Origin of the sequence: Caballeronia sp. ATUFL_F1_KS39 (assembly GCF_023630985.1) — a bacterium.
Classification (GTDB): Bacteria; Pseudomonadota; Gammaproteobacteria; order Burkholderiales; family Burkholderiaceae; genus Caballeronia; species Caballeronia zhejiangensis.
Genome location: NZ_JALQDZ010000036.1, coordinates 162,710 through 182,092, shown reverse-complemented (window position 1 = coordinate 182,092; position 19,383 = coordinate 162,710). Strand labels below are relative to the sequence as shown.

Below are 19,383 nucleotides of genomic sequence, written 5' to 3'. Positions count from 1 at the left end.
CCGAAAAGTGCGCGAACGTTCGGTTGCGCCTTGACCGCTCTATTTGACGGTCTGAATGACTTCGAAGCCCTCGAATTCCGGATGACCGAGATAAAGCTGGCGCGTCTCGCCGCCGGCATTGCGATGCGCGGCGCGAAACGCGTCCGAACGCGTCCAGTCTTCGAAGGCTGCCTGATTCGCCCATATCGTATGGCTCGAATACAGAACGTGATCGTCTTTCATCGGCCCTTTGAGCAGATGAAACTCGACGAACCCGGGCACATCCTTCAGATGCGTATCGCGGCTCGTCCACAGACGTTCGAAGTCGGCTTCGGCGCCGGGCACGATCTTGAAGCGGTTCATGGCGATATACATGTCGATGCGGTTCCTTCGAAGTAGTGACTCGATTGAGCGGATAAGAACGATCAGTCGCGCCCGAGTTCGACGATGGTCGTGAAGCCGCCGAAGAACATGCGTTGAGGATCGAACGGCGTCTCGCCGGATTCCATCATCGTTTTGAGGCGCGGGTCTTCCATCACTTTGGCGTTGACGCTATCGCGCTGCTCGCGCGATTCGTAGACGATATACGAGAACGCGACGGTCTCGCCTTCCTTCATCTGCACGCTCTGTGGAAACGATGTGAGCTTGCCGGGCTTCACGTCGTCGGCGATGGTTTCCACGAACTCCAGTGCGCCGTGTTCCAGCCAGATCTTGCCGGCGGCTTCGGCCATGCGGCGATAAGCGTCGACCTTGTCGATCGGTACGGGTACGACGAATCCATCCACGTAATGCGCCATCTGAGTCTCCTGGTTGAGTCGAACGCGCACCGCGCACGCGATGCGCTGTATGCTTTGAGCTATTCGTATGGAGCGAAGTTCAGGGCGGTCCACGTATCGGCGGGCGAGGCGCGTTCCAGCACCGTGGACGAGAGCGGCGCGAAGTTCATCCCATAGATCGATGTGAGCGGCAGGCGAAGCGCATGCGCGAGCGCCACTTTCACGACGATCGCATGCGTGACGACGATGCAGCGCCCCGCGTCGAGCCGGTCGATCGAAGCGAAGCCCTCGGCGACGCGCGCGGCGAGCATGGCGACGCTTTCGCCGCCGTGCGAACGCGCATCGGGATCCGCGAGCCATGCAGCGACATGTTCCGGTTCGCGCTCGCCCGTTTCGCGTATCGAATGCCCGCGCCAGCGGCCATAGTCGATGTCGTCGAACGCGGGAACGATCTCGAATGCATCCGCGATCCACGCCGCCGTTTCACGCGCGACGCGCGCGGGACTCGCAATCACGCGCGTGTCGGGCAAGGCGTGCAATGACGCGAGCTGCGCGCGCGCATCGCGCTCGGGAGGTTCGTCGCCGGTGGGAAAGTGCCCGGTTTTCATCGCGCGCGTGGCGGCGTGACAGAGAAGAATGAGTTCCAAGGCAGGTGGCGGTCGAATCGGAATCGTTTTACTTTGCAGCGGATCATCATAGAATGGCAAGCTTGCAGTGCGAGGAAGCCGGTGCAAACCCGGCACGGTCGCGCCACTGTGTGCGGTACGTCAACGCGAAAGCGCGGCGCCGCGAGTCAGACCCCGCTGCATGCTCTTCGTCAATCGGGACGCGCTTTTCCCTGGAGAACCACCATGAATGCTTCCAACGCGCCGGTCTTTTCCGCTCCGGTTTCCCCGTCACTCGATGCACCCGTGCCCATTCCGGTGCGTGAAGTGTTGCCGTGGGCCGTCTTCATCGGCCTCATTCTGCTGATCGCAATCTATTTCGTCGGCGCCGAACAGGGCGCGACGTCGATTTTCTCGGGCACGTACGTCCACGAATTCGTGCATGACGGCCGGCATTTGCTCGGCTTTCCGTGCCACTGAGGAAGCATCATGATTCGCACTTTGCTGATACGCGGCATGATCGCGGGACTGGTCGCGGGCCTGATCGGCTTCGGCTTCGCGCGTGCGTTCGGTGAACCGTCGGTGGCACGCGCCATCGCGTTCGAGGAACAGCACGAGCATGAACACGAACATGAGCACGGTCATGCCGATGCGGCTGCCACGCCAGCGCATTCGCACGATCACGGCGACGAAGCGCTCGTGTCTCGCGATACGCAAGCGGGCCTCGGCCTTCTGACCGGCGTCGCCGTGTTCGGCACCGCGCTCGGCGGTCTCTTCTCGCTCGTGTTCGCGTTTGCTTATGGACGGCTCGGCGCGTTGCGCGCGCGCGGCACGTCGGCATTGCTCGCGCTGTTCGGCTTCGTGAGCGTCGCCATCGTGCCGTTCCTCAAGTACCCGCCCAATCCGCCCGCTGTCGGCAATGCCGAGACCATCGGGCCGCGCACGGCGCTTTTCTTCGGCATGGTGGCGATTTCCATCGCGGCTGCCGTCTTCGCCGTGCGCTTGCAGCGGCGCATGGTGGCGCGGCATGGCGGGTGGAACGCGACGCTCATCGCGGCGGCTGCGTATATCGTCGTGATCGTGGCGGCGCAGGTCGCGCTGCCGTCCGTCGATGAAGTGCCCGCGGATTTCTCCGCTTCGCTGCTGTGGAATTTCCGCGTGGCCGCTATCGGCATGCAGGCGCTGTTATGGACGACGCTCGGTCTCGTGTTCGGTGCGCTCGCAGCGCGTGAACTCGAGCGGCCGGCGGTGAGAAGAATGGCTGCGGCGTAAGCGGTTCGGCGTCGCTCATGAAGCCCGCGCTTCGTCAGGAACGCGGGCTTTTCGTTTGCTCTTTCGCCGCACGACGCTTGAGCAATTCATCGAACAGATCGAGCTTCGCGGCATCGTCCATCGATCTGAAGGTCTTGATTTCCTCGCGGCTTCGGAAGCAGCCGAGGCACAGGCCCGTTTCCTGATCGAGCTTGCAGACATCGGTGCATGGCGAGCCGATGGGTTCCTGCGCTTTCGCGCGTTCGATGGTGAAAGCGAGATCGTCTTGCGTCGTTGTCATAGTGATTCGCCGCGAAAGAGCGCAGCGGCCGCGGCCGGATTCGACGGCCAGTAAGCGTGCATGTAAGTGGCCGACACCGAACCATGCCGATAGAGCGCTTCGCCTTCGGTGCCGGTCGTGGCATGAGCGGCCTTGAGTGCCGGCTGCATTGGCGTGTCGAGCGTCGAGTAGTGGAATGTGTGACCGGTCATCGCTCCATGCGTCGTGTCGATGCGCTGCATCGCGAGGCGCGACAGCTTGCGTTGCATCGCCGCGTCGCCGGGAAGGATGCCGAGCATCGCATGCCGCGTGCCTTCGATGTCGGTCAGCGTGTCGAGCAGATACAGCATGCCGCCGCATTCCGCGACCACGGGCTTCGCTCGCTCGACGTGCGCAACGATCGATGCACGCGCGCGTTCGTTCGAAGCGAGCGCCGCGGCATGCAGTTCGGGGTAGCCGCCGGGAAGATAGAGCGCGTCGGCATCGTGCGGCGCGGGTTCGTCGGCGAGCGGAGAAAACGTGCTGATGCGCGCGCCCATGGCGATGAGCACATCGACATTCGCCGGATACACGAACGAGAACGCCGCATCGCGAGCGATGGCGATATGCGCGCCGTCGAGCAGACGCGGCGGCGCGGGCAGCGTCGCATCGTCGAAATGAACGGGCGGCGGAAGATCGGCGAGCGTCGTTTGCGCGATTGCATCGGCGGCGCGGTCGAGCCGTGCGTCGAGGCCCGCGATTTCATCGGGCTGCGTGAGACCGAGATGACGCTCGGGCAAGGCGATATCGTCCGCATTCGACAGATGGCCGCAATAACGCAAGTCGACGGGGATAGTCTCCGACAACATCTGCGCATGACGCGCCGATGCAACGCGGTTCGCGAGCACGCCATGAAAGGGCACATCTTCGCGATAACGCGCGAGCCCGAACGCGATGGCGCCGAACGTCTGCGCCATGCCGTGCGCGCCGATCACCGCGAGCACCGGTACGTTGAACGTGGCGGCCAGATCGGCGCTGCTCGGCGTGCCGTCGAAGAGACCCATCACGCCTTCGATGAGAATGAGATCGGCCTCGCGCGCGGCCTTGGCGAGCAACGCGCGGCACGCATCGAGCCCGACCATCGACAGATGCAGCGAATAAACGGGCGCGCCGCATGCGCGTTCGAGAATCATCGGATCGAGAAAATCCGGGCCGGTCTTGAACACGCGTACCGTCAGGCCTCGGCGCGCGTGATGACGCGCAAGCGCCGCCGTCACCGTGGTCTTGCCTTGATGCGACGCACTCGCGCCGATGAAGAGAGCGGGGCAGTCGGGCATCGCTCAGAACTCGACGCCGCGTTGCGCTTTCACGCCTTGCTCGCGATACGGATGCTTCACGAGCCGCATTTCCGTGACGAGATCGGCAAGTTCGATCAACGCATCGGGCGCGTGGCGACCGGTCACGACGACATGCAGCATCGCGGGCCGCGCCTTCAGCACGTCGAGCACTTCATCGAGCGGCAGATACTCGTACTTGAGCACGGTGTTGAGTTCGTCGAGCACGACCATCTGATATTCGCCGCTCTCGATCATGCGGCGCGCTTCGTTCCAGCCCTTGCGCGCGGTGGCCATGTCGGCTTCGCGATTCTGCGTGTTCCAGGTGTAGCCATCTCCCATGGTGACGAAATCGCAATGCGCGATTGCGCCGAGGAAATCGCGCTCCGATGTATGCAGCGCGCCCTTGATGAACTGCACGACGCCGAGCTTCATGCCGTGTCCGAGCACGCGCACCGCCATGCCGAACGCGGCCGTTGTCTTGCCCTTGCCGTTGCCGGTATTCACGATCAAAAGGCCTTTCTCGTGATCGGCGGCGGCCTGCTTTTTCTCGTGGCCTTCCTTGCGGCGCTGGGTCATGCGCAGATGCGATTCGGTATCGGTTTTCACGGGAGCTCCAGAGAAAGACGGCCGTATCGTACAACAGGCGGCGGCTTAATTCTGCGCTAACAGACGGCAGGCATCATGCAATCAACGTAATCACCGACTTGAGGAGCAAGCAAATGGACGCGCTCTATCTCTATCTGGAACTCGTCGCGCTTGGCGTTCTCGTCTGGCTTTGCCGCGACAAGTTCAAACCGGTCGTGGCGAAGCCGCTCGCCGAAACGCCGCGTCCGCGCACGACCGCAAGACCGGTATTCATGTTCCGTTCGCGCGGGGCGCATGCATCGCTGCGATCGCGACGGTTACGCCACAATCGATCGTCTTTGGCACGATGAGCGTTCGCGCGTTGCCCGCGAGCAGCGCGCAAGGCTCGCATACGCCATCGACGTTCATATGCGCCATTGCATGATGCGATATCGCCGTGCGCGGCGCTTGCGCGATTTCATCGGCGCCGTAGAAGCGCAATGTCAGACGATGACGCTCGCAGAACGCGAGCAGTCCCGCCTCGTGCCGTTTCGCGTCGATGCTCGCGATGATGGCGATGTCGCCGAACGCAAGCGTGCCCAAAGCGCCGCGCACGGCGTGCTCGATTGCGTCGGCGCTCGCGCCCCGCGTGCAGCCGATCCCCACGGCAAGACGCGTGACAGCGGGCTGATTCATGTGAGCGATGACGGATTCCATGTGCGCCGACCTTACCACCTTTCTTGACGCTCGCGCCCGCCGGGCCTAGACTTTCACGCAGTTTTGGTGCTCGCGCGCGGATTCTCTCGTGCGCAGTTAAACGGGAAGCAGGGCGCGTTCCTTTCGATTCGTCGAACGCACGTCAACCTGCGCTGCCCCCGCAACGGTAAGCGATTCACCGCGCACGGCATTTTCATCGCGTGTACGGGAAGCCGGCTTCGAAGCCACTGCGCGTGAGAAACGCGCGGGAAGGCGAAGCGGCGTCGTCGTCAGCCCGGATACCGGCCAGACTTTGAGCGGGGCTTGCTGTCGCGGGGATGCGGCGCGGCCCATGATCCATAAAAGCGTGCGTTTCCCTTTCATCCAGCCGCGTTGCCAGGCATCGCGCGACATGAAGCGCATGCAACCGAAGCCACGGAGCGACGATGCAAACCCGCAAGATTCCCGTCACGGTCGTGACCGGCTTTCTCGGCAGCGGCAAGACCACACTGATGCGGCATATCCTCTCCAATGCGCAAGGCCAGCGCATCGCGGTGATCGTCAACGAGTTCGGCGAGCTCGGCATCGACGGGGAGATCTTGAAGGGTTGCGGCATCGGTTGCGACGATGAAGCCGGCTCCAAAGACCGCAATCTGTACGAGCTCGCGAACGGTTGTCTCTGCTGCACCGTGCAGGAAGAGTTCTATCCGGTCATGGAACAACTCGTCGAGCGGCGCGAGAGCATCGATCACGTGCTGATCGAAACGTCCGGTCTCGCTTTGCCGAAGCCGCTCGTGCAGGCGTTCAACTGGCCGTCGATCAAGAACGCATTCACCGTCGATGCCGTCGTGACCGTGGTCGATGGACCCGCTGCCGCGAGCGGTCAGTTCGCGGCGAATCCCGTCGCCGTCGATGCGCAACGCAAGGCCGATCCCAATCTCGATCACGAATCGCCGCTGCATGAATTGTTCGAGGACCAGCTTTCGTCTGCCGACCTCGTCATCGTCAACAAGACCGATCTCATGGATGATGAAGCGCTGCGAAAGGTCGAAGCGCTCGTGCGGCCCGAGATTCCGCCCGAAGTGAAGATCGTGCCCGCGCAGATGGGCAGGCTCGATGTGCATACATTGCTCGGTCTCGAATCGGCATCGGAAGAGACGATTCATTTGCGGCACGATCATCACGGTTCGCCCGATGAAGCAGGCCACGCCGATCATCATCATGACGAGTTCGATTCGGTCGTCGTGCATGGCAACGTCGAATCGCGCGAGCAGGCGCTGGCCGCGCTGCATGCGCTCGTCGAGCAGCACACGATCTATCGCGTGAAGGGTTTCGCTGCGTTGCCGGGCGCGGCGATGCGGCTCGTCGTGCAAGGCGTCGGACGACGCTTCGACAGTTACTTCGACCGCCGCTGGGAAGCGGGCGAAGCGAATACCCAAAGCCGCTTCGTGCTGATCGGCGAAGACCTCGAACGCGCGACGCTGCAACGCGCGTTCGACGCCGCGCTCGCGAGCGCGCCCGTGCAGGCGTAACCGCGATGCATCTGCTCCGCACGACGCCGGGAGGCTTCGTCGACGACGCGCAGGGCGTCATGCGTATCGATCAGACGAGCGCGCCGGTCGTCGTGCTCAGCTCCGCCGATACGACGCTCGCGTTGCTCGCGAGCGCGTTTCCGCGTCTCGAGCCGGGCTTTCCCGACGTGCGGCTCGCGAATCAATCGTTTCTGCGTCAGCCCGCATCGGTCGATTTCTATGTCGACGATGTATTGCGTCACGCGAAGGTCGTGATCGTCGATCATCTCGGCGGCGAATCGTACTGGCCGTACGGCATCGAGCGGCTCGTCGCGCTCGCGAAAGAGCGCAAGCAGATGCTCGCGATGTTTTCGGGCGATCTCACCGAGGACCCGAATCTTATCGGCAAGAGCACGGCCGATGCAGCGTTTTGCCGCGAGCTGTCGCGCTATCTGCGCGAAGGCGGCGCGCGCAATGCCGAGGAGTTTCTACGCGCGATCGCGCATCGCGCGTTCGGCTTCGGGCGCGAGCCGCAGCCGCCGAGTCCGCTGCCCGCCGTCGCGATCTATCATCCCGAGCGCGATATCGCGGTCATCGACGACTGGCAGGCGCGCTGGACCGAAGGCGCGAGCGTCGCCGCGATTCTGTTTTACCGCGCGCATTTGCAATCGGGCAATACGGCCGTGTTCGATGCGCTCATCGAAGCGCTCGAAAAAGAAGGCATGAATCCGTTGCCGATCGCGATTTCGTCGCTCAAGGAAAGCGTGAGCCGCGAAGTGGTCGAGCGTTTGTGCGCGCAGCATCGCGCATCGCTCGTATTGAACACGACGGCTTTTGCGGCGAGCGTGATCGGCGAGGACGAAGCATTCGAATTCGCGGGCGATGCGCCCGTGCTGCAAGTCATCCTGAGCGGCGGCAATCGCGATGACTGGCAGAAGGACAATCACGGCCTGAATTCGCGCGACGTCGCCATGCATGTCGCGCTTCCCGAAGTCGATGGCCGCATCATCACGCGCGCCGTGAGTTTCAAGGGGCTCGCATATCACTGCAAGCATACGCAGGTGGATGTCGTGCGCTATCAGGCCGACGCGGAGCGCGTGCGCTTCGTCGCCGAACTGAGCCGGCGTTGGTCCAAGCTGCGTCATACGCCGAACGCGCAGAAGCGCATCGCGCTCGTGCTGGCGAACTACCCGGCGAGCGAAGGGCGCATCGGCAATGGCGTGGGACTCGATACGCCTGCATCCGCGATCAACATTCTGTCGATGCTCGCGCGAGAAGGCTATCGCGTCGGCACCATGCCGGCGAACGGCGATGCGCTCATCGCCGCGTTGACGGAAGGCGTGACCAACGATCCCGTCGTCCGCGATATGCGCCCTGCGTTGCAGAGTCTTTCGCTCGATGACTATCTCGACGCGTATCGCACGCTGCCCGCCGATGCGCGCGCCGCGCTCGAAAAAACCTGGGGCGCACCCGAAGACGACCCGACGATCAGACGCGGCCGTTTCATGATCGCGGGCTATCGCTGCGGGGAAGTGTTCATCGGCATCCAGCCCTCGCGTTCGCGGCAGCGCAACGATTACGCGAGCTATCACGATGCCGAACTCGTGCCGCCGCATTCCTATCTCGCGTTCTACTTCTGGCTGCGTCTGCGCTTTCAGGCGGATGCGCTCGTGCATGTCGGCAAGCACGGCAATCTCGAATGGCTGCCGGGAAAGAGCGTCGCGTTGTCGTCATCGTGCTGGCCGGATGCGATTCTCGGACCGATGCCGCATCTCTATCCGTTCATCGTCAACGATCCGGGCGAAGGCAGTCAGGCGAAGCGCCGCGCGCAGGCCGTGATCATCGATCATCTGATGCCGCCGCTCACGCGCGCCGAGAACTATGGGCCATTGCAGGATCTCGAGCGTCAGGTCGACGAATACTACGAAGCGTTGATGGTCGATGTGCGCCGCGCGAAGCTGCTGCGCAAGACGATTCTCGCGAACATCGTCGAGAACCGGCTGCACGAGGAACTCGGGCTGGATGCGCCACGCGATGCCGTGGGTGAAGACGCGTTGCTCACGCGCGCCGATGCCTATCTCTGCGAACTGAAGGAAGCGCAGATTCGCGACGGCCTGCATGTATTCGGTGTCTCGCCGCAAGGCGTGCAACGACGCGACACGCTGCTCGCGCTCGGCCGCTTTCCGATCGGCGACGGCCAGGGCGCGAACGCGAGCCTGATCGTCGCGATCACACGGGATCTGCAATTGCCCGATATCTTCGATCCGCTCGATGCGGATTGGGCCGCGCCGTGGACCGGCCCGCGTCCGCAAGCACTTGCCGATGTGAGTGAAGCGCCGTGGCGTCATCAAGGCGATACGCGCGAGCGCCTCGAATCGTTAGCGATGCAACTATTGTCCGATGCTGACGCAGCCGCGCCCGGACCGCGTGCATCGCTCGTGCTCGAACGTCTGCGTGGCGATGTGCTCGCGCGGCTCGATGCGTGCGGCCCGCAAGAGCTGACGCAACTGAAGCGAGGTCTCGAAGGCCGTTTCGTGCCGCCGGGTCCGAGCGGCTCGCCTTCGCGCGGCAGACCGGACGTGCTGCCCACCGGCCGCAACTTCTATTCCGTCGATACGCGCGCATTGCCGACGCAAGCCGCATGGTCGCTCGGCGTAAAGTCGGCGAACGCATTGGTCGAACGCCATGTGCAGGATCACGGCGATTTTCCGCGGGCAATCGGCTTGTCGGTGTGGGGCACGGCGACGATGCGGACCGGCGGCGACGATATCGCGCAGGCGTTCGCGTTGATCGGCGTGCGGCCCAAGTGGGCGGCGGGCAGTCATCGCGTGACCGACTTCGAGATTCTGCCGATCTCGATCTTCAACCGGCCGCGCATCGACGTGACATTGCGCGTATCGGGCTTCTTCCGCGATGCGTTCGCGAATCTCATTCATCTCTTCGATGCGGCGGTGCAGGCCGTCGCCGAATTGGACGACGAGCCCGCCGATGTCAACCCGATCCGCGCGCGCATCCTTCGTGAGCGCGACGAGCTGATCGCGCGCGGCATCGAGACGAAGGACGCGCGGCGTCGAGCGGGCTGGCGCGTGTTCAGCACGAAGCCGGGCGCATACGGCGCGGGTCTGCAGGAACTGATCGACGCAAAGCAATGGCAGACCGATGCGGATCTTTCCGCCGCGTATCAAAGCGCGGGCGGCTACGCGTATTCGCAATCGGGCGACGGCGTCGAAGCACGCGCGAGCTTCGGCGCGCGGCTATCGACGCTCGATGTCGTCGTGCAGAACCAGGACAATCGCGAACACGATCTGCTCGATTCGAACGACTATCACCAGTTCCAGGGCGGCATGGTCGCGGCCGTGCGCTATCTGTCGGGCGTGCAGCCGCAGACGTATAACGCCGATCACAGCAATCCCGCTGCGCCGCGCGTTCGCACGCTGAACGAAGAGATTGCGCGCGTGGTGCGTTCACGCGCGGTCAATCCGAAGTGGATCGATGGCGTGAAGCGGCACGGTTACAAGGGCGCGTCCGAACTCGCGGCGACCGTCGATTACCTGTTCGGCTACGACGCCACCGCGCGCGTCGTGTCGGATCATCAGTACGCGCTGGTCACCGATGCCTATGTGAACGATGCCGACACGCGCGAGTTCATTGCGCAGCACAATCCGCACGCGTTGCAATCGATCTGCGAGCGTCTGCTCGAAGCGATGCAACGCGGTCTGTGGCAGCAACCCGCTGGCTATCGCGAGCAGGTCGAACGGCATCTGCTCGATGTCGAACAGCACATCGAAGGCCGACATTCTTGAACGAATCCATCACATCTGCCGTGTTTCCTTTTTCGGCGCTCGTCGCACAAGCGCCCTTGCAGCAGGCGCTTTTGCTCGCGGCCGTCGATCCTTCGATCGGCGGCGTGCTCGTGAGCGGGCCGCGCGGCACCGCGAAATCCACCGCGACGCGCGCACTCGCGGAGTTGCTGCCCGAAGGGAAGCTCGTGACCTTGCCGCTCGGCGCGAGCGAGGAACAGTTGATCGGCACGCTCGACATCCAAAGCGCATTGCGCGACGGCGGTGTGAAGTTTTCTCCGGGCCTGCTTGCGAAGGCGCATCGGGGCGTGCTGTATGTCGATGAAGTGAATCTCCTGCCGAATCCGCTCGTCGATCAGTTGCTCGATGTCGCGGCGAGCGGCGTGAACATCGTCGAGCGCGATGGCATTTCGCATCGGCACGACGCGCGCTTCGTGCTGATCGGCACGATGAATCCGGAAGAGGGCGAGTTGCGGCCGCAATTGCTCGATCGTTTCGGTCTTGCCGTGGAGATGAACAATTGCTTCGATGCGCTCGTGCGGCAACGTATCGTCAAGGCGCGTCTTGCATTCGATGCCGATCCTGATGCGTTTCGCGCGCGGCATCGCGACGAGCAGGCTTCGCTGGAATCGCGCATTCACGCGGCGCGCGCGGCATTGTCGTCATTCGATTTCGATGATGCGGTTCATGCGCGCGTGAGCGAGCTTTGCATCGAGGCGCATGTCGACGGCTTGCGTGCGGACATCGTCATGCTGCGCGCGGCGCGTGCGCTGGCTGCGTTGGAGGAAGCAGCGGGCGTGAACGTCACGCACGTCGAACGCGTCGCCGATGCGGTGCTTAAGCATCGGCGAAGAGAAGGGGAAGCGCCTTCACGCGAACCGGCAGGCCGCGAGTCGACGTCGTCCGATGCAGGCTCGAACCAAGCGGATTGGGGCTACATGCCGCCGGAGCCGACGGGAACCGCGAAGGTCAAGCAAGTGAGGCCGCTCGCCGCAAAAAAAGCCTGAACCATCGAAGGCGCGACGCGAATGCCTTCGACACAAGGCATCGTCTTCGATGGAACGAAGCGTTCGCGAAAGGCCGCAGCGCGACGCGCGAGGGCGAAGTCAGCGCGTCGATCGACTGGATGGCGACATTGCGCGCAAAGCGTTCCGCGCGTTTTGCTACGGAGCATTTGCGATATCGGCGCACGCAGGGCGACGGTGCGGTGCTGCATTGTGTTCTGCTCGATTGCTCCGGCTCGATGCTCGCCGGCGAGCGCCTTGCGCGCGCGAAGGGCATGCTCGTCGCGCTGTTCGATCGCGCTTATCGTGAGCGGGCGGAGATTGCGCTGATATGTTTCGGCGGTGCACGCGCGGAAGTGCGTCGTCAGCCGGGCGCGGCGCATTGGTTCAATGAGCGGTGGGTCGCGCCGATCGGCGGCGGTGGCGGCACGCCCCTCGCGCTTGGGCTGGCGAGCGCGGGAACGGTGCTCGAAAGAGCGGCTCGGCGCAGACCAGTGCAACGGCGCTGCTTGTGGGTGCTCACCGACGGGCGAACGAACGAGCAACCGCAAGCACCTCACGCAGCGGATGAGATCGTCGTCGTCGATTTCGAGGAAGGTGCGATTCGGGTCGGGCGCGGCGAGGCGCTCGCGCGCGAGTGGAGCGCGAGATATGTGCTTGCGGATGCGCTGATAAGAATCTCGGATTGTTGAGCAATCGATTCGAATATTGCCGACTGCCACGGTGATTGTCCGAATTTTGCGCGATCAGGCTTGCAGCCGATTCAGCGAGCCATATCGACTTTATAATCGCCTGCATATTTCGGAGTTGTTTGGCTATGAATAATTAGGATAACAAATGTACAGACCAAGCTTTGCGGCCGCGTGGTCGGCATCCATGGAAATCTTCGATCCATCGAATTCCGAGGGGAAGGTCGCGACGGTGATCGGTGGGAAGGTAGCCGCCAACATCAACGAGGTGGGTGCGGAAGCGAGGTGGAAGAATACATGCGCGGTTCGAATGAGCTATATCTTGAATCACTCGGGCGTGACCATTCCAGCCATCGATGGGAAGACGGTTTCAGGCGCTGATCGTCGACGCTACTTCTTTCGCGTGGTGGACCTCATCGAATTTCTCAAACAGCGTTGGGGCAAGCCGGAAACGATTGAATATCCGCCCTCGTGAGGCGGCAGGCTCGCAGGCAAAAAAGGTGTGATTCTCTTTGAAACGTCGGGATGGCGAGACGCACAAGGCCATGCCACCTTGTACAACGGTATCGTTTGCTACGACAGTTGTTACTTCAACGAACCTGGGGTTCGATACAGGACCGACCAGGCGCATTTTTGGAGCCTGTCATGAAGCGATGGACGAGCCTGGTGATTCTCGCGCTGGCGTGCGCTACGGCAAGCGGACAGACCATTCCCCCCAACGAAAACTCGCCGGAAGCGCCATCGCGCACCTACGCCCAGAATTACAAGGACATGGTCTTGGCCATATGCGTCGCCACAGCGTACAAAGGCAGTAACGACGCAGCCGTCGATGCCGGAAGTAGCGCGAGCGCACTGAGAGACTGGACTTATTACGACCTCGATAAAAGTCCCGCGGAAGTGGAGGCGCTAGTGCGCAAGTATCTACGGCGCGATTACTATAATCCGCTTGTCGAGGCCGAAGCGAAGGGAGCGGACATTCGCTTCGATTTTCTCAAGTGCCTCGACCTGTACCACAGCAAGGAATTGGAGCGGCTGGTCAAACGACGGGTAGCGCACCCTGACTGGACGGTACGTTCGCGTTCAAAAGCGGGCAAGCATTGACTCTCGACGCATCCTCAGTCATACCACCGCGGCGTATAAACCCAATCCCCGACGACACGCGTCATCGATGATCCGACGATGACCATCGTCCTCATGTCGACGAGCTCGCTCTTCAGTTCACCGAGCTCAATGACGCGCAAAGCCTCCGCCGGACGTCCGATATCTCTTCCCAGCACGACCGGCGTGTCCGAGTCCCGATATCGCTTCACGACGTCGATCGCACGATCGAACTGCCACGGCCGCGCCTTCGACAGCGGGTTATAGAAGGCCATCACAAGATCCGCTTCGCCTGCATGCGCGATGCGCTTCTCGATCACGCTCCACGGCTTCAAGTTATCCGACAACGACAACACGCAGAAGTCATGGCCGAGCGGCGCACCCGCGCGCGCGGCCGTCGCGAGCGAGGCCGACACGCCCGGCACGATCTGAAGCTTCACCGCATTCCATTCGGGATGCGTGGCGCGTCCTTCGTCGAGTGCTTCGAGCACCGCTGCGGCCATCGCGAACACGCCGGGATCGCCCGATGACACCACGATCACGCGTCGTCCTTCACTCGCGAGTTCGAACGCGTGTCGCGCGCGCTGCAGTTCCTCGCGATTGTCGGTGATGTGCACGCGCTGGTCGTCGCGAAACGGTCCCGCCATACGCACATACGTCTCGTAACCGAGCACGTCTTGTGCGTCGTGAAGCGCGCTTCTTGCGGCGGGCGTCATCAGTTCCGCCTTGCCGGGACCAAGGCCGATCACCGTCAGCGTGCCGCGCGCACGGCCGATCGATCCCGCATCGATCGGCGTATCGCTGACGTGCAGCGCAACGCCTCGCGCATCGTTGCGAGCGAATGGCGGGGCATCGCAGAAGCGCAACGGCACATCGAGCGCACGCGCCGCATCTTCGAGCGGACGCGAAGCCATGTAGCGAGCGGGCGCAGTCAACGCCGCGAGCGCAAGCGGTGCGAGACCACGTTCGTTCAAGGCAGCTCGCACGCGTTCGGCGACGTCATCGTCGTGTGAAATATCTTCGATCCACGCAAGCACGCAACGCGGATGAATCACGAGGCTGTTTTCATCGCGCGTGGCAAGCGGCGTGATGCGAACGGCAAGACGCGCATCGTCGTTGCGAGGCAGCGCGGCATCGTCGAGCCAGGGCGCGTGGCCTTCGATGCGCGTCGTCGCGCCCGCCAGCAGGTCGGACACGAAACGCTTGCCTTGCTCGATATCCGCAAGTGAATAACCTTCGGGCGGCGCCAGCAGACATTTCCCGAAGCGCAATTCGCCGCTCGTCGTGATCGCGGGTGCGACTTGCAAGGCGTCGCCGATCTCGCGCGCAAGCACATTCACGCCGCTCATGCCGCCGAGCAGCGGCACGATGGCGCTGCCATCCTGCGCGATGGCGAGCACGGGCGGTTCGTTGCCTTTGTCGGCGAGACAGGATGCAAGCGCGCGAATCACGATGCCCGCGGAACACAGCGCGACGATCGCCGCGCCCGACGCATACAGACCACGCACGTGCGCGCCGAAGTCGTCATACGCGATGTCCGCGCTCACGCGGCTCGCCAGTCCATGCACGCGCGATTGCGGAAAGCGCGCCTGAATGCGACGCGCGGTATCGAGCGCGCCCGCGCCGAGCACGACGATCGCCATCGGCATGGAAGCCTTCATGCGCGCCATTTTTTCCCCGGCACGACGAGCAGCGAGAAATACGGCGATGCCATCGGATCGACTTCATCGAGCGGCACGATGCGCTGGTTGGTCATCGTCGCGCGCTCGACATACAACGCGCGATCGTCGAGGCCGAGTTCGCCCAGCACGCGCCGCACTTTCTCGAAGTTGCGGCCGAGCTTCATGATGACGGCCGCATCGGCTGCTTCGAGACGGCGCTTCAGATCGTCTTCAGGCAGCACGCCCGACAGCACCGACAGGCTCTGATTGCGATACACGAGCGGCACGCCGAGCACGGCCACGCCGCCGAGCATCGAGCACACGCCCGGCACGACCTCTGCATCGAAGCGTGCTGCGAGACGATCGTGCAGATACATGTACGAGCCGTAGAAAAACGGATCGCCCTCGCAGATCACGGCGACATCGCGTCCGGATTCGAGATGCCCGGATATCGTGAGCGCGGCTTCGTCGTAGAACGCGCTGATGATCGTCTCGTAGCAGAGCGGCGGTTCGAGCGCTTCGGTCGTCACCGGATAGACGAGCGGCAGGCGCATCTGCGTATCGTCGAGATGCGATTCGATGATGCCGAACGCATTACCCTTCTTGCCCTTCGCGACGAAATACGCGACCACCGGCGCGGCCTTCAAAAACCGCAGCGCCTTCACGGTGATCAGCTCCGGATCGCCCGGGCCGACGCCTAATCCAAAGAGACGTCCACGCATCATTCGGCCTCCGAAGCAAGTGCGTTCACTGCGGCCGCTGCCATCGCGCTGCCCCCGCGCCGGCCGAGCAGCGCGACGAAGGGCACGCCGCGGCTATCGGCGGCGAGCATCGCTTTCGATTCCGCCGCGCCGATGAAACCGACCGGAAAGCCGAGAATGAGCGCGGGCTTCGGCGCGCCGGCATCGATCATGTCGAGCAGATGGAAGAGCGCGGTCGGCGCGTTGCCTATCGCGACGATCGCGCCTTCGAGTTGCGCACGCCATAGTTCGAGCGCGGCGGCCGAGCGCGTGTTGCGCATCGCGCGGGCGCGCTCGGGAATCGAGGGATCGCTCAAGGTGCAGATCACGCGGTTGTCGGCGGGCAAGCGCGCGCGTGTGATGCCCTCGGCGACCATGCGCGCATCGCACAGGATCGGCGCGCCTGCTGCAAGCGCCTTTCTTCCGATGCTGCCCGCGCCGGGCGAGAAGCGCAGATCGCTCACGATATCCACCATGCCGCACGCATGGATCAGCCGCACGGCGAGCTTCTCCAGATCGGCGGGAATGGCGGCGAGGTCGGCTTCGGCGCGGATCGTCGCAAAGGACTGACGATAAATCTCCGCGCCGTCGCGGATGTAGTCAAGCATCGGCATGGCTCCGGGCGAGCCGTTCGGCCGCCTCTTCGATGGTCAGATTGCGCGCGACGGCTCGTGCGTCGCGATGTAAGTCGTATCGTCCGGGCGCGACTGCGTAGAGCGTGACCGGAACCGGATGCGCCGCCGCGCACGAACGCTCGCAGCCGCTCAGATGCACCTGCGTCCCGTCATCCGAAGGCAGGAGCGCGGCGAGCCGGTGAGCATCGGCTTTGGTATCGGCACGGCTCTTTGCGCAGCCTTCCGAACCCGCGCACGCGATGAGGCGCGCGAGCGGTTCGTGCGCGCCGGTTGCAAGGCCGAGCGCGTGCAGCCCTTGCAGCACGTCATGCGCTGAATGCGCCGCGAGGCAGGGAATCAGCACGCTTTGCCACGGCGTCATCGTCAGGCGGCTTGCGCCGTGCGCGTCGGCGAGATTGGCGAGCGCTTCGAGCGTCGTCGCATCGAGACGGCCCAGCGGCGTTTGCGCACCCGCGTACCACGTCGCGCGATGCGGCTCCTCGTGCGCGCCGAGACGCAGCGATGCATCGGCGGGTGCGCGTGTCCATGTCGCGATATCGGCGTCGAAACGCAAGGCGTCGAGAAAGCGCGCAACGCCGATACGCGCAAGCAGATCGCGCATGCGATGTTCTTCAGGCGTCGCCAGCGCGAGAAAGCTGCGCAACACGTTCAGGACGAACATCACGAGATCGTCGCGCGAGATCGCGCCGAGCGCCGGATCGCGCATCGTTCCGGCGAGGCCGAATGCGAAGCGCGCGCCATCCTCGATGGCGGAAAGCCAAACATCGTGCGGATGATCGAGCATCGCGAGGCGCTCGCCGGCGTCGAGCTGGAGCGCGAATTTCGGCGACAGCGCATGCAGCGACGCATCGGCCTGCATCGCATCGACGATCCGCGCGGCGAGCGCGCGCGTGCCGTCGTCCGCGAGCGGGCTCAGCATTACGTTGCGGATGTCGTCTGCGCCCGCCGTCGACGGGCCGAGGCCCGCGTCGAGGGCGATGTCGACGAGCGCGGCGTGGGCATCGTCGCGAATGCCGCGCAGTTGCAGATTCGCGCGATTGGTCACTTCGATCACGCCCGAGCCGCACTCGCGAGCCGCGCGCGCGACGGCCCGCGCCGCCCGCGTGCTCAACACGCCGCCCGCGAGACGCAGACGCGCAAGGCCGCCATCGCGCGCGGGCACGATGCGCATCAGGCCCGGGCATGCGGAAGCACGCGGCGTTGCGTTGAGCGATGAGCGGTCGAAAGAATTCAAAAGCGTGACCCGTTGGGCTTCGCGCGTGATGAGCGAACCGGTACACCCCGCCCGGTCGGCGTCGCGCGAATGCGTTGGGTCGGCAGGTCTCTTGGCTGGCAGGTCGACATTCGCGCCGGCCTTCCCGGTAAAAACCAGTGGCAGTGGAGCGCGGACTCGCTGCGTACAATTGCGGGGGCAGCCACAGTTTTGCTGTGTTCCCTTTTAAGCCCTCGGTCTCACGACCCCGGGCGCCGACGGACCTGTATTATGCCCGCTTTTATCGACCCTCCGAGCGCTTCCGGCATGTATCCGGGAACGCGATCGGAATCGCAGCAAGGAGACCGCGCATGTCGAACTGGCTGACCGTGGTGGGCATCGGCGAAGACGGCTGGCACGGACTTTCCCGCGCCGCGCGTCGCGCGCTTCTCGACGCCCAGTCGATTCACGGCGGCGAACGTCATCTCGCGTTGCTGCCGGATCGCATCGCCGCGCGCCGCATGCCGTGGCCGAAACCCTTTTCGCTCGATGCCGTGCTCGCCGACCGCGGCGACGGCAAGACGCGCATCTGCGTGCTCGCGAGCGGCGATCCGATGTGCTTCGGCGTCGGCGCGACGCTCGCGCGCGAAGTCGCCAACGGCGAAATGCGCGTCATTCCCGCGCCGTCGTCGCTGTCGCTCGCGGCGGCGCGCCTGTGCTGGGCGCTCCAAGACGCCGTCTGCGTATCGCTCGTCGGGCGGCCGGCGGCGTCGCTGCTCGCGAATCTGCATCGCGGCGTGCGCCTCATCGTGCTGAGCGCGGACGGCACGACGCCCGCCGCCGTCGCCACGCTTCTGACCGCGCATGGTTTCGGCGCGAGCCGCATGACCGTATTCGAGCATCTCGGCGGCAGCGACGAACGCCGCATCGACGAGCGTGCCGACGACTGGCGCGAGCCCGTCGTTGCCGCGCTCAATCTCATCGCGATCGAGTGCCGGACGCACGCCGGCCACGCCGGGCCGCCGCTCACGCCCGGTCTCGCCGACGACGCCTACCGCCACGACGGCCAGTTGACGAAGCGCGACGTGCGCGCCGTGACGCTCGCGCGCCTCGCGCCGCAGCCCGGCGAACTGCTGTGGGACGTCGGCGCGGGCTGCGGCTCGATCGGCATCGAATGGATGCGCGCGCATGGCGCGTGTCGGGCGATCGCGATCGAAGCGAACGAGAGCCGTCAGCGTCTCATCGAATACAACCGCGATGCGCTCGGCGTGCCCGCGCTGCAACTCGTCAGAGGCGAAGCGCCCGCCGCGCTCGACGGCCTTCCCGCGCCGGACGCGGTGTTCATCGGCGGTGGATTGACGGTGCCGGGCCTGCTCGATGCGTGCTGGGCGCGTCTGCGTCAGGGGGGGCGGCTCGTCGCCAATGCGGTGACGCTGCAAAGCGAGGCGGCGCTCGTCGAATGGCGCGCGCGGCACGGCGGCGAGCTGACGCGCATCGGCGTCGCGCAGGCGGAACCGCTCGGCAGCTTCGACACGTGGCGTCAGGCGCTGCCGATCACCGTCCTGCACGCGAGCAAACCGTGATGC

At 64.2% G+C, this 19,383-nt stretch carries 20 protein-coding genes and 3 riboswitches; of the genes, 9 read left to right on the top strand and 11 right to left on the bottom strand.

The features are described 5' to 3' along the window. Window positions 1–39 precede the first annotated feature (39 nt). From hmuQ to NCR93_RS18010, 3 genes are read right to left on the bottom strand one after another with little or no spacing between them, the layout of a single operon-like run. Window positions 40–354 carry a heme-degrading protein HmuQ gene (gene hmuQ / locus NCR93_RS18020; protein ID WP_175979447.1) on the bottom strand — a complete coding sequence of 105 codons (315 nt, stop codon included), beginning with the start codon at window positions 352–354 and terminating at the stop codon, window positions 40–42. Window positions 355–404: 50 nt separating this feature from the next. After that, window positions 405–776 (bottom strand): DUF1428 domain-containing protein, encoded by a 372-nt coding sequence (locus NCR93_RS18015; RefSeq protein ID WP_034471935.1) that lies wholly within the window; start codon window positions 774–776, stop codon window positions 405–407. A 59-nt stretch (window positions 777–835) separates the two neighbouring features. Next, entirely contained in the window at window positions 836–1,402 is a 567-nt protein-coding gene (locus tag NCR93_RS18010; RefSeq protein ID WP_175979446.1) for a histidine phosphatase family protein, read from the bottom strand. 48 nt (window positions 1,403–1,450) lie between these two features. Further along, window positions 1,451–1,577: riboswitch (cobalamin riboswitch) on the top strand. A 29-nt stretch (window positions 1,578–1,606) separates the two neighbouring features. On the opposite strand from NCR93_RS18010, the gene NCR93_RS18005 reads away from it, so the two are divergent. Together NCR93_RS18005 and NCR93_RS18000 are read left to right on the top strand one after the other, a co-directional pair. Beyond that, complete coding sequence (locus NCR93_RS18005) at window positions 1,607–1,840, top strand: CbtB domain-containing protein (protein ID WP_034471940.1); 234 nt, start codon at window positions 1,607–1,609, stop codon at window positions 1,838–1,840. A gap of 9 nt (window positions 1,841–1,849) precedes the next feature. Next, window positions 1,850–2,632, top strand: coding sequence for a CbtA family protein (locus tag NCR93_RS18000; protein WP_175979445.1), 783 nt, complete (start codon window positions 1,850–1,852; stop codon window positions 2,630–2,632). A gap of 34 nt (window positions 2,633–2,666) precedes the next feature. Here the strand turns inward: NCR93_RS18000 and NCR93_RS17995 are convergent, their stop codons facing one another. The 4 genes from NCR93_RS17995 to NCR93_RS17980 form a co-directional block, all read right to left on the bottom strand. Further along, entirely contained in the window at window positions 2,667–2,912 is a 246-nt protein-coding gene (locus NCR93_RS17995; RefSeq protein WP_008353096.1) for a DUF1289 domain-containing protein, read from the bottom strand. Then, entirely contained in the window at window positions 2,909–4,207 is a 1,299-nt protein-coding gene (locus tag NCR93_RS17990; protein WP_175979444.1) for a cobyrinic acid a,c-diamide synthase CobB, read from the bottom strand. The genes NCR93_RS17995 and NCR93_RS17990 overlap by 4 nt, the downstream gene beginning before the upstream one ends. 3 nt (window positions 4,208–4,210) lie before the next feature. Continuing rightward, on the bottom strand, window positions 4,211–4,813 hold the full coding sequence (gene cobO, locus NCR93_RS17985; protein WP_175979443.1) for a cob(I)yrinic acid a,c-diamide adenosyltransferase: 603 nt from the start codon (window positions 4,811–4,813) through the stop codon (window positions 4,211–4,213). 249 nt (window positions 4,814–5,062) lie between these two features. Then, window positions 5,063–5,467: a cobalamin biosynthesis protein gene (locus NCR93_RS17980; RefSeq protein ID WP_239294399.1), complete on the bottom strand. Its 405-nt coding sequence runs from the start codon at window positions 5,465–5,467 to the stop codon at window positions 5,063–5,065. 67 nt (window positions 5,468–5,534) lie between these two features. Continuing rightward, window positions 5,535–5,792: riboswitch (cobalamin riboswitch) on the top strand. A 121-nt stretch (window positions 5,793–5,913) separates the two neighbouring features. On the opposite strand from NCR93_RS17980, the gene cobW reads away from it, so the two are divergent. The 6 genes from cobW to NCR93_RS17950 all read left to right on the top strand — a co-directional run bounded on the left by cobW (window position 5,914) and on the right by NCR93_RS17950 (window position 13,572). Next, window positions 5,914–6,999 carry a cobalamin biosynthesis protein CobW gene (cobW, locus tag NCR93_RS17975; RefSeq protein ID WP_175979441.1) on the top strand — a complete coding sequence of 362 codons (1,086 nt, stop codon included), beginning with the start codon at window positions 5,914–5,916 and terminating at the stop codon, window positions 6,997–6,999. 5 nt (window positions 7,000–7,004) lie between these two features. Further along, on the top strand, window positions 7,005–10,781 hold the full coding sequence (gene cobN, locus NCR93_RS17970) for a cobaltochelatase subunit CobN (RefSeq protein ID WP_175979440.1): 3,777 nt from the start codon (window positions 7,005–7,007) through the stop codon (window positions 10,779–10,781). Next, the gene (locus NCR93_RS17965; RefSeq protein WP_175979439.1) at window positions 10,778–11,785 is read left to right on the top strand and encodes a magnesium chelatase ATPase subunit I; all 1,008 of its coding nucleotides are present in this window, start codon (window positions 10,778–10,780) and stop codon (window positions 11,783–11,785) included. The genes cobN and NCR93_RS17965 overlap by 4 nt, the downstream gene beginning before the upstream one ends. Window positions 11,786–11,904: 119 nt before the next feature. Continuing rightward, window positions 11,905–12,474, top strand: coding sequence for a vWA domain-containing protein (locus NCR93_RS17960; protein ID WP_175979438.1), 570 nt, complete (start codon window positions 11,905–11,907; stop codon window positions 12,472–12,474). A gap of 145 nt (window positions 12,475–12,619) precedes the next feature. Beyond that, a complete protein-coding gene (locus NCR93_RS17955) occupies window positions 12,620–12,946 on the top strand; it encodes a T6SS effector amidase Tae4 family protein (protein ID WP_481968743.1) in 327 nt (108 codons plus the stop codon). 170 nt (window positions 12,947–13,116) lie between these two features. Further along, entirely contained in the window at window positions 13,117–13,572 is a 456-nt protein-coding gene (locus NCR93_RS17950; RefSeq protein ID WP_008353114.1) for a type VI secretion system amidase immunity protein Tai4, read from the top strand. Between the two features lie 14 nt (window positions 13,573–13,586). Here the strand turns inward: NCR93_RS17950 and cobJ are convergent, their stop codons facing one another. Genes cobJ through cobG form a run of 4 tightly spaced genes read right to left on the bottom strand, consistent with a single transcriptional unit; the run spans window position 13,587 to window position 17,839 of the window. After that, a complete protein-coding gene (gene cobJ, locus NCR93_RS17945; RefSeq protein WP_175979437.1) occupies window positions 13,587–15,239 on the bottom strand; it encodes a precorrin-3B C(17)-methyltransferase in 1,653 nt (550 codons plus the stop codon). Beyond that, window positions 15,227–15,955, bottom strand: coding sequence for a precorrin-2 C(20)-methyltransferase (locus NCR93_RS17940; RefSeq protein WP_175979436.1), 729 nt, complete (start codon window positions 15,953–15,955; stop codon window positions 15,227–15,229). Before NCR93_RS17940 ends, cobJ begins: the two co-directional genes overlap by 13 nt. Beyond that, window positions 15,952–16,578 (bottom strand): precorrin-8X methylmutase, encoded by a 627-nt coding sequence (locus NCR93_RS17935; protein ID WP_008353117.1) that lies wholly within the window; start codon window positions 16,576–16,578, stop codon window positions 15,952–15,954. The genes NCR93_RS17940 and NCR93_RS17935 overlap by 4 nt, the downstream gene beginning before the upstream one ends. After that, a complete protein-coding gene (cobG, locus tag NCR93_RS17930) occupies window positions 16,571–17,839 on the bottom strand; it encodes a precorrin-3B synthase (protein WP_175979435.1) in 1,269 nt (422 codons plus the stop codon). Before cobG ends, NCR93_RS17935 begins: the two co-directional genes overlap by 8 nt. A gap of 64 nt (window positions 17,840–17,903) precedes the next feature. Continuing rightward, window positions 17,904–18,092, bottom strand: a riboswitch (cobalamin riboswitch). Window positions 18,093–18,168: 76 nt separating this feature from the next. Between cobG and cbiE the strand changes: the two genes are divergently transcribed. Further along, window positions 18,169–19,380, top strand: coding sequence for a precorrin-6y C5,15-methyltransferase (decarboxylating) subunit CbiE (gene cbiE / locus NCR93_RS17925; RefSeq protein ID WP_175979434.1), 1,212 nt, complete (start codon window positions 18,169–18,171; stop codon window positions 19,378–19,380). Window positions 19,381–19,383 lie beyond the last annotated feature (3 nt).

What these genes read in the sequence shown, in the direction of transcription:
- NCR93_RS17940 (WP_175979436.1), bottom strand. Translation starts at nt 15,955, where the DNA reads ATGATGCGTGGACGTCTCTTTGGATTAGGCGTCGGCCCGGGCGATCCG.
- NCR93_RS17980 (WP_239294399.1), bottom strand. Translation starts at nt 5,467, where the DNA reads ATGAATCAGCCCGCTGTCACGCGTCTTGCCGTGGGGATCGGCTGCACG.
- cobN (WP_175979440.1), top strand. Translation starts at nt 7,005, where the DNA reads ATGCATCTGCTCCGCACGACGCCGGGAGGCTTCGTCGACGACGCGCAG.
- NCR93_RS17995 (WP_008353096.1), bottom strand. Translation starts at nt 2,912, where the DNA reads ATGACAACGACGCAAGACGATCTCGCTTTCACCATCGAACGCGCGAAA.
- cobJ (WP_175979437.1), bottom strand. Translation starts at nt 15,239, where the DNA reads ATGGCGCGCATGAAGGCTTCCATGCCGATGGCGATCGTCGTGCTCGGC.
- cobW (WP_175979441.1), top strand. Translation starts at nt 5,914, where the DNA reads ATGCAAACCCGCAAGATTCCCGTCACGGTCGTGACCGGCTTTCTCGGC.
- NCR93_RS18005 (WP_034471940.1), top strand. Translation starts at nt 1,607, where the DNA reads ATGAATGCTTCCAACGCGCCGGTCTTTTCCGCTCCGGTTTCCCCGTCA.
- NCR93_RS18015 (WP_034471935.1), bottom strand. Translation starts at nt 776, where the DNA reads ATGGCGCATTACGTGGATGGATTCGTCGTACCCGTACCGATCGACAAG.
- NCR93_RS17935 (WP_008353117.1), bottom strand. Translation starts at nt 16,578, where the DNA reads ATGCTTGACTACATCCGCGACGGCGCGGAGATTTATCGTCAGTCCTTT.
- hmuQ (WP_175979447.1), bottom strand. Translation starts at nt 354, where the DNA reads ATGTATATCGCCATGAACCGCTTCAAGATCGTGCCCGGCGCCGAAGCC.
- NCR93_RS17955 (WP_481968743.1), top strand. Translation starts at nt 12,620, where the DNA reads ATGTACAGACCAAGCTTTGCGGCCGCGTGGTCGGCATCCATGGAAATC.
- NCR93_RS17960 (WP_175979438.1), top strand. Translation starts at nt 11,905, where the DNA reads ATGGCGACATTGCGCGCAAAGCGTTCCGCGCGTTTTGCTACGGAGCAT.
- NCR93_RS17950 (WP_008353114.1), top strand. Translation starts at nt 13,117, where the DNA reads ATGAAGCGATGGACGAGCCTGGTGATTCTCGCGCTGGCGTGCGCTACG.
- cbiE (WP_175979434.1), top strand. Translation starts at nt 18,169, where the DNA reads ATGTCGAACTGGCTGACCGTGGTGGGCATCGGCGAAGACGGCTGGCAC.
- NCR93_RS17990 (WP_175979444.1), bottom strand. Translation starts at nt 4,207, where the DNA reads ATGCCCGACTGCCCCGCTCTCTTCATCGGCGCGAGTGCGTCGCATCAA.
- NCR93_RS18000 (WP_175979445.1), top strand. Translation starts at nt 1,850, where the DNA reads ATGATTCGCACTTTGCTGATACGCGGCATGATCGCGGGACTGGTCGCG.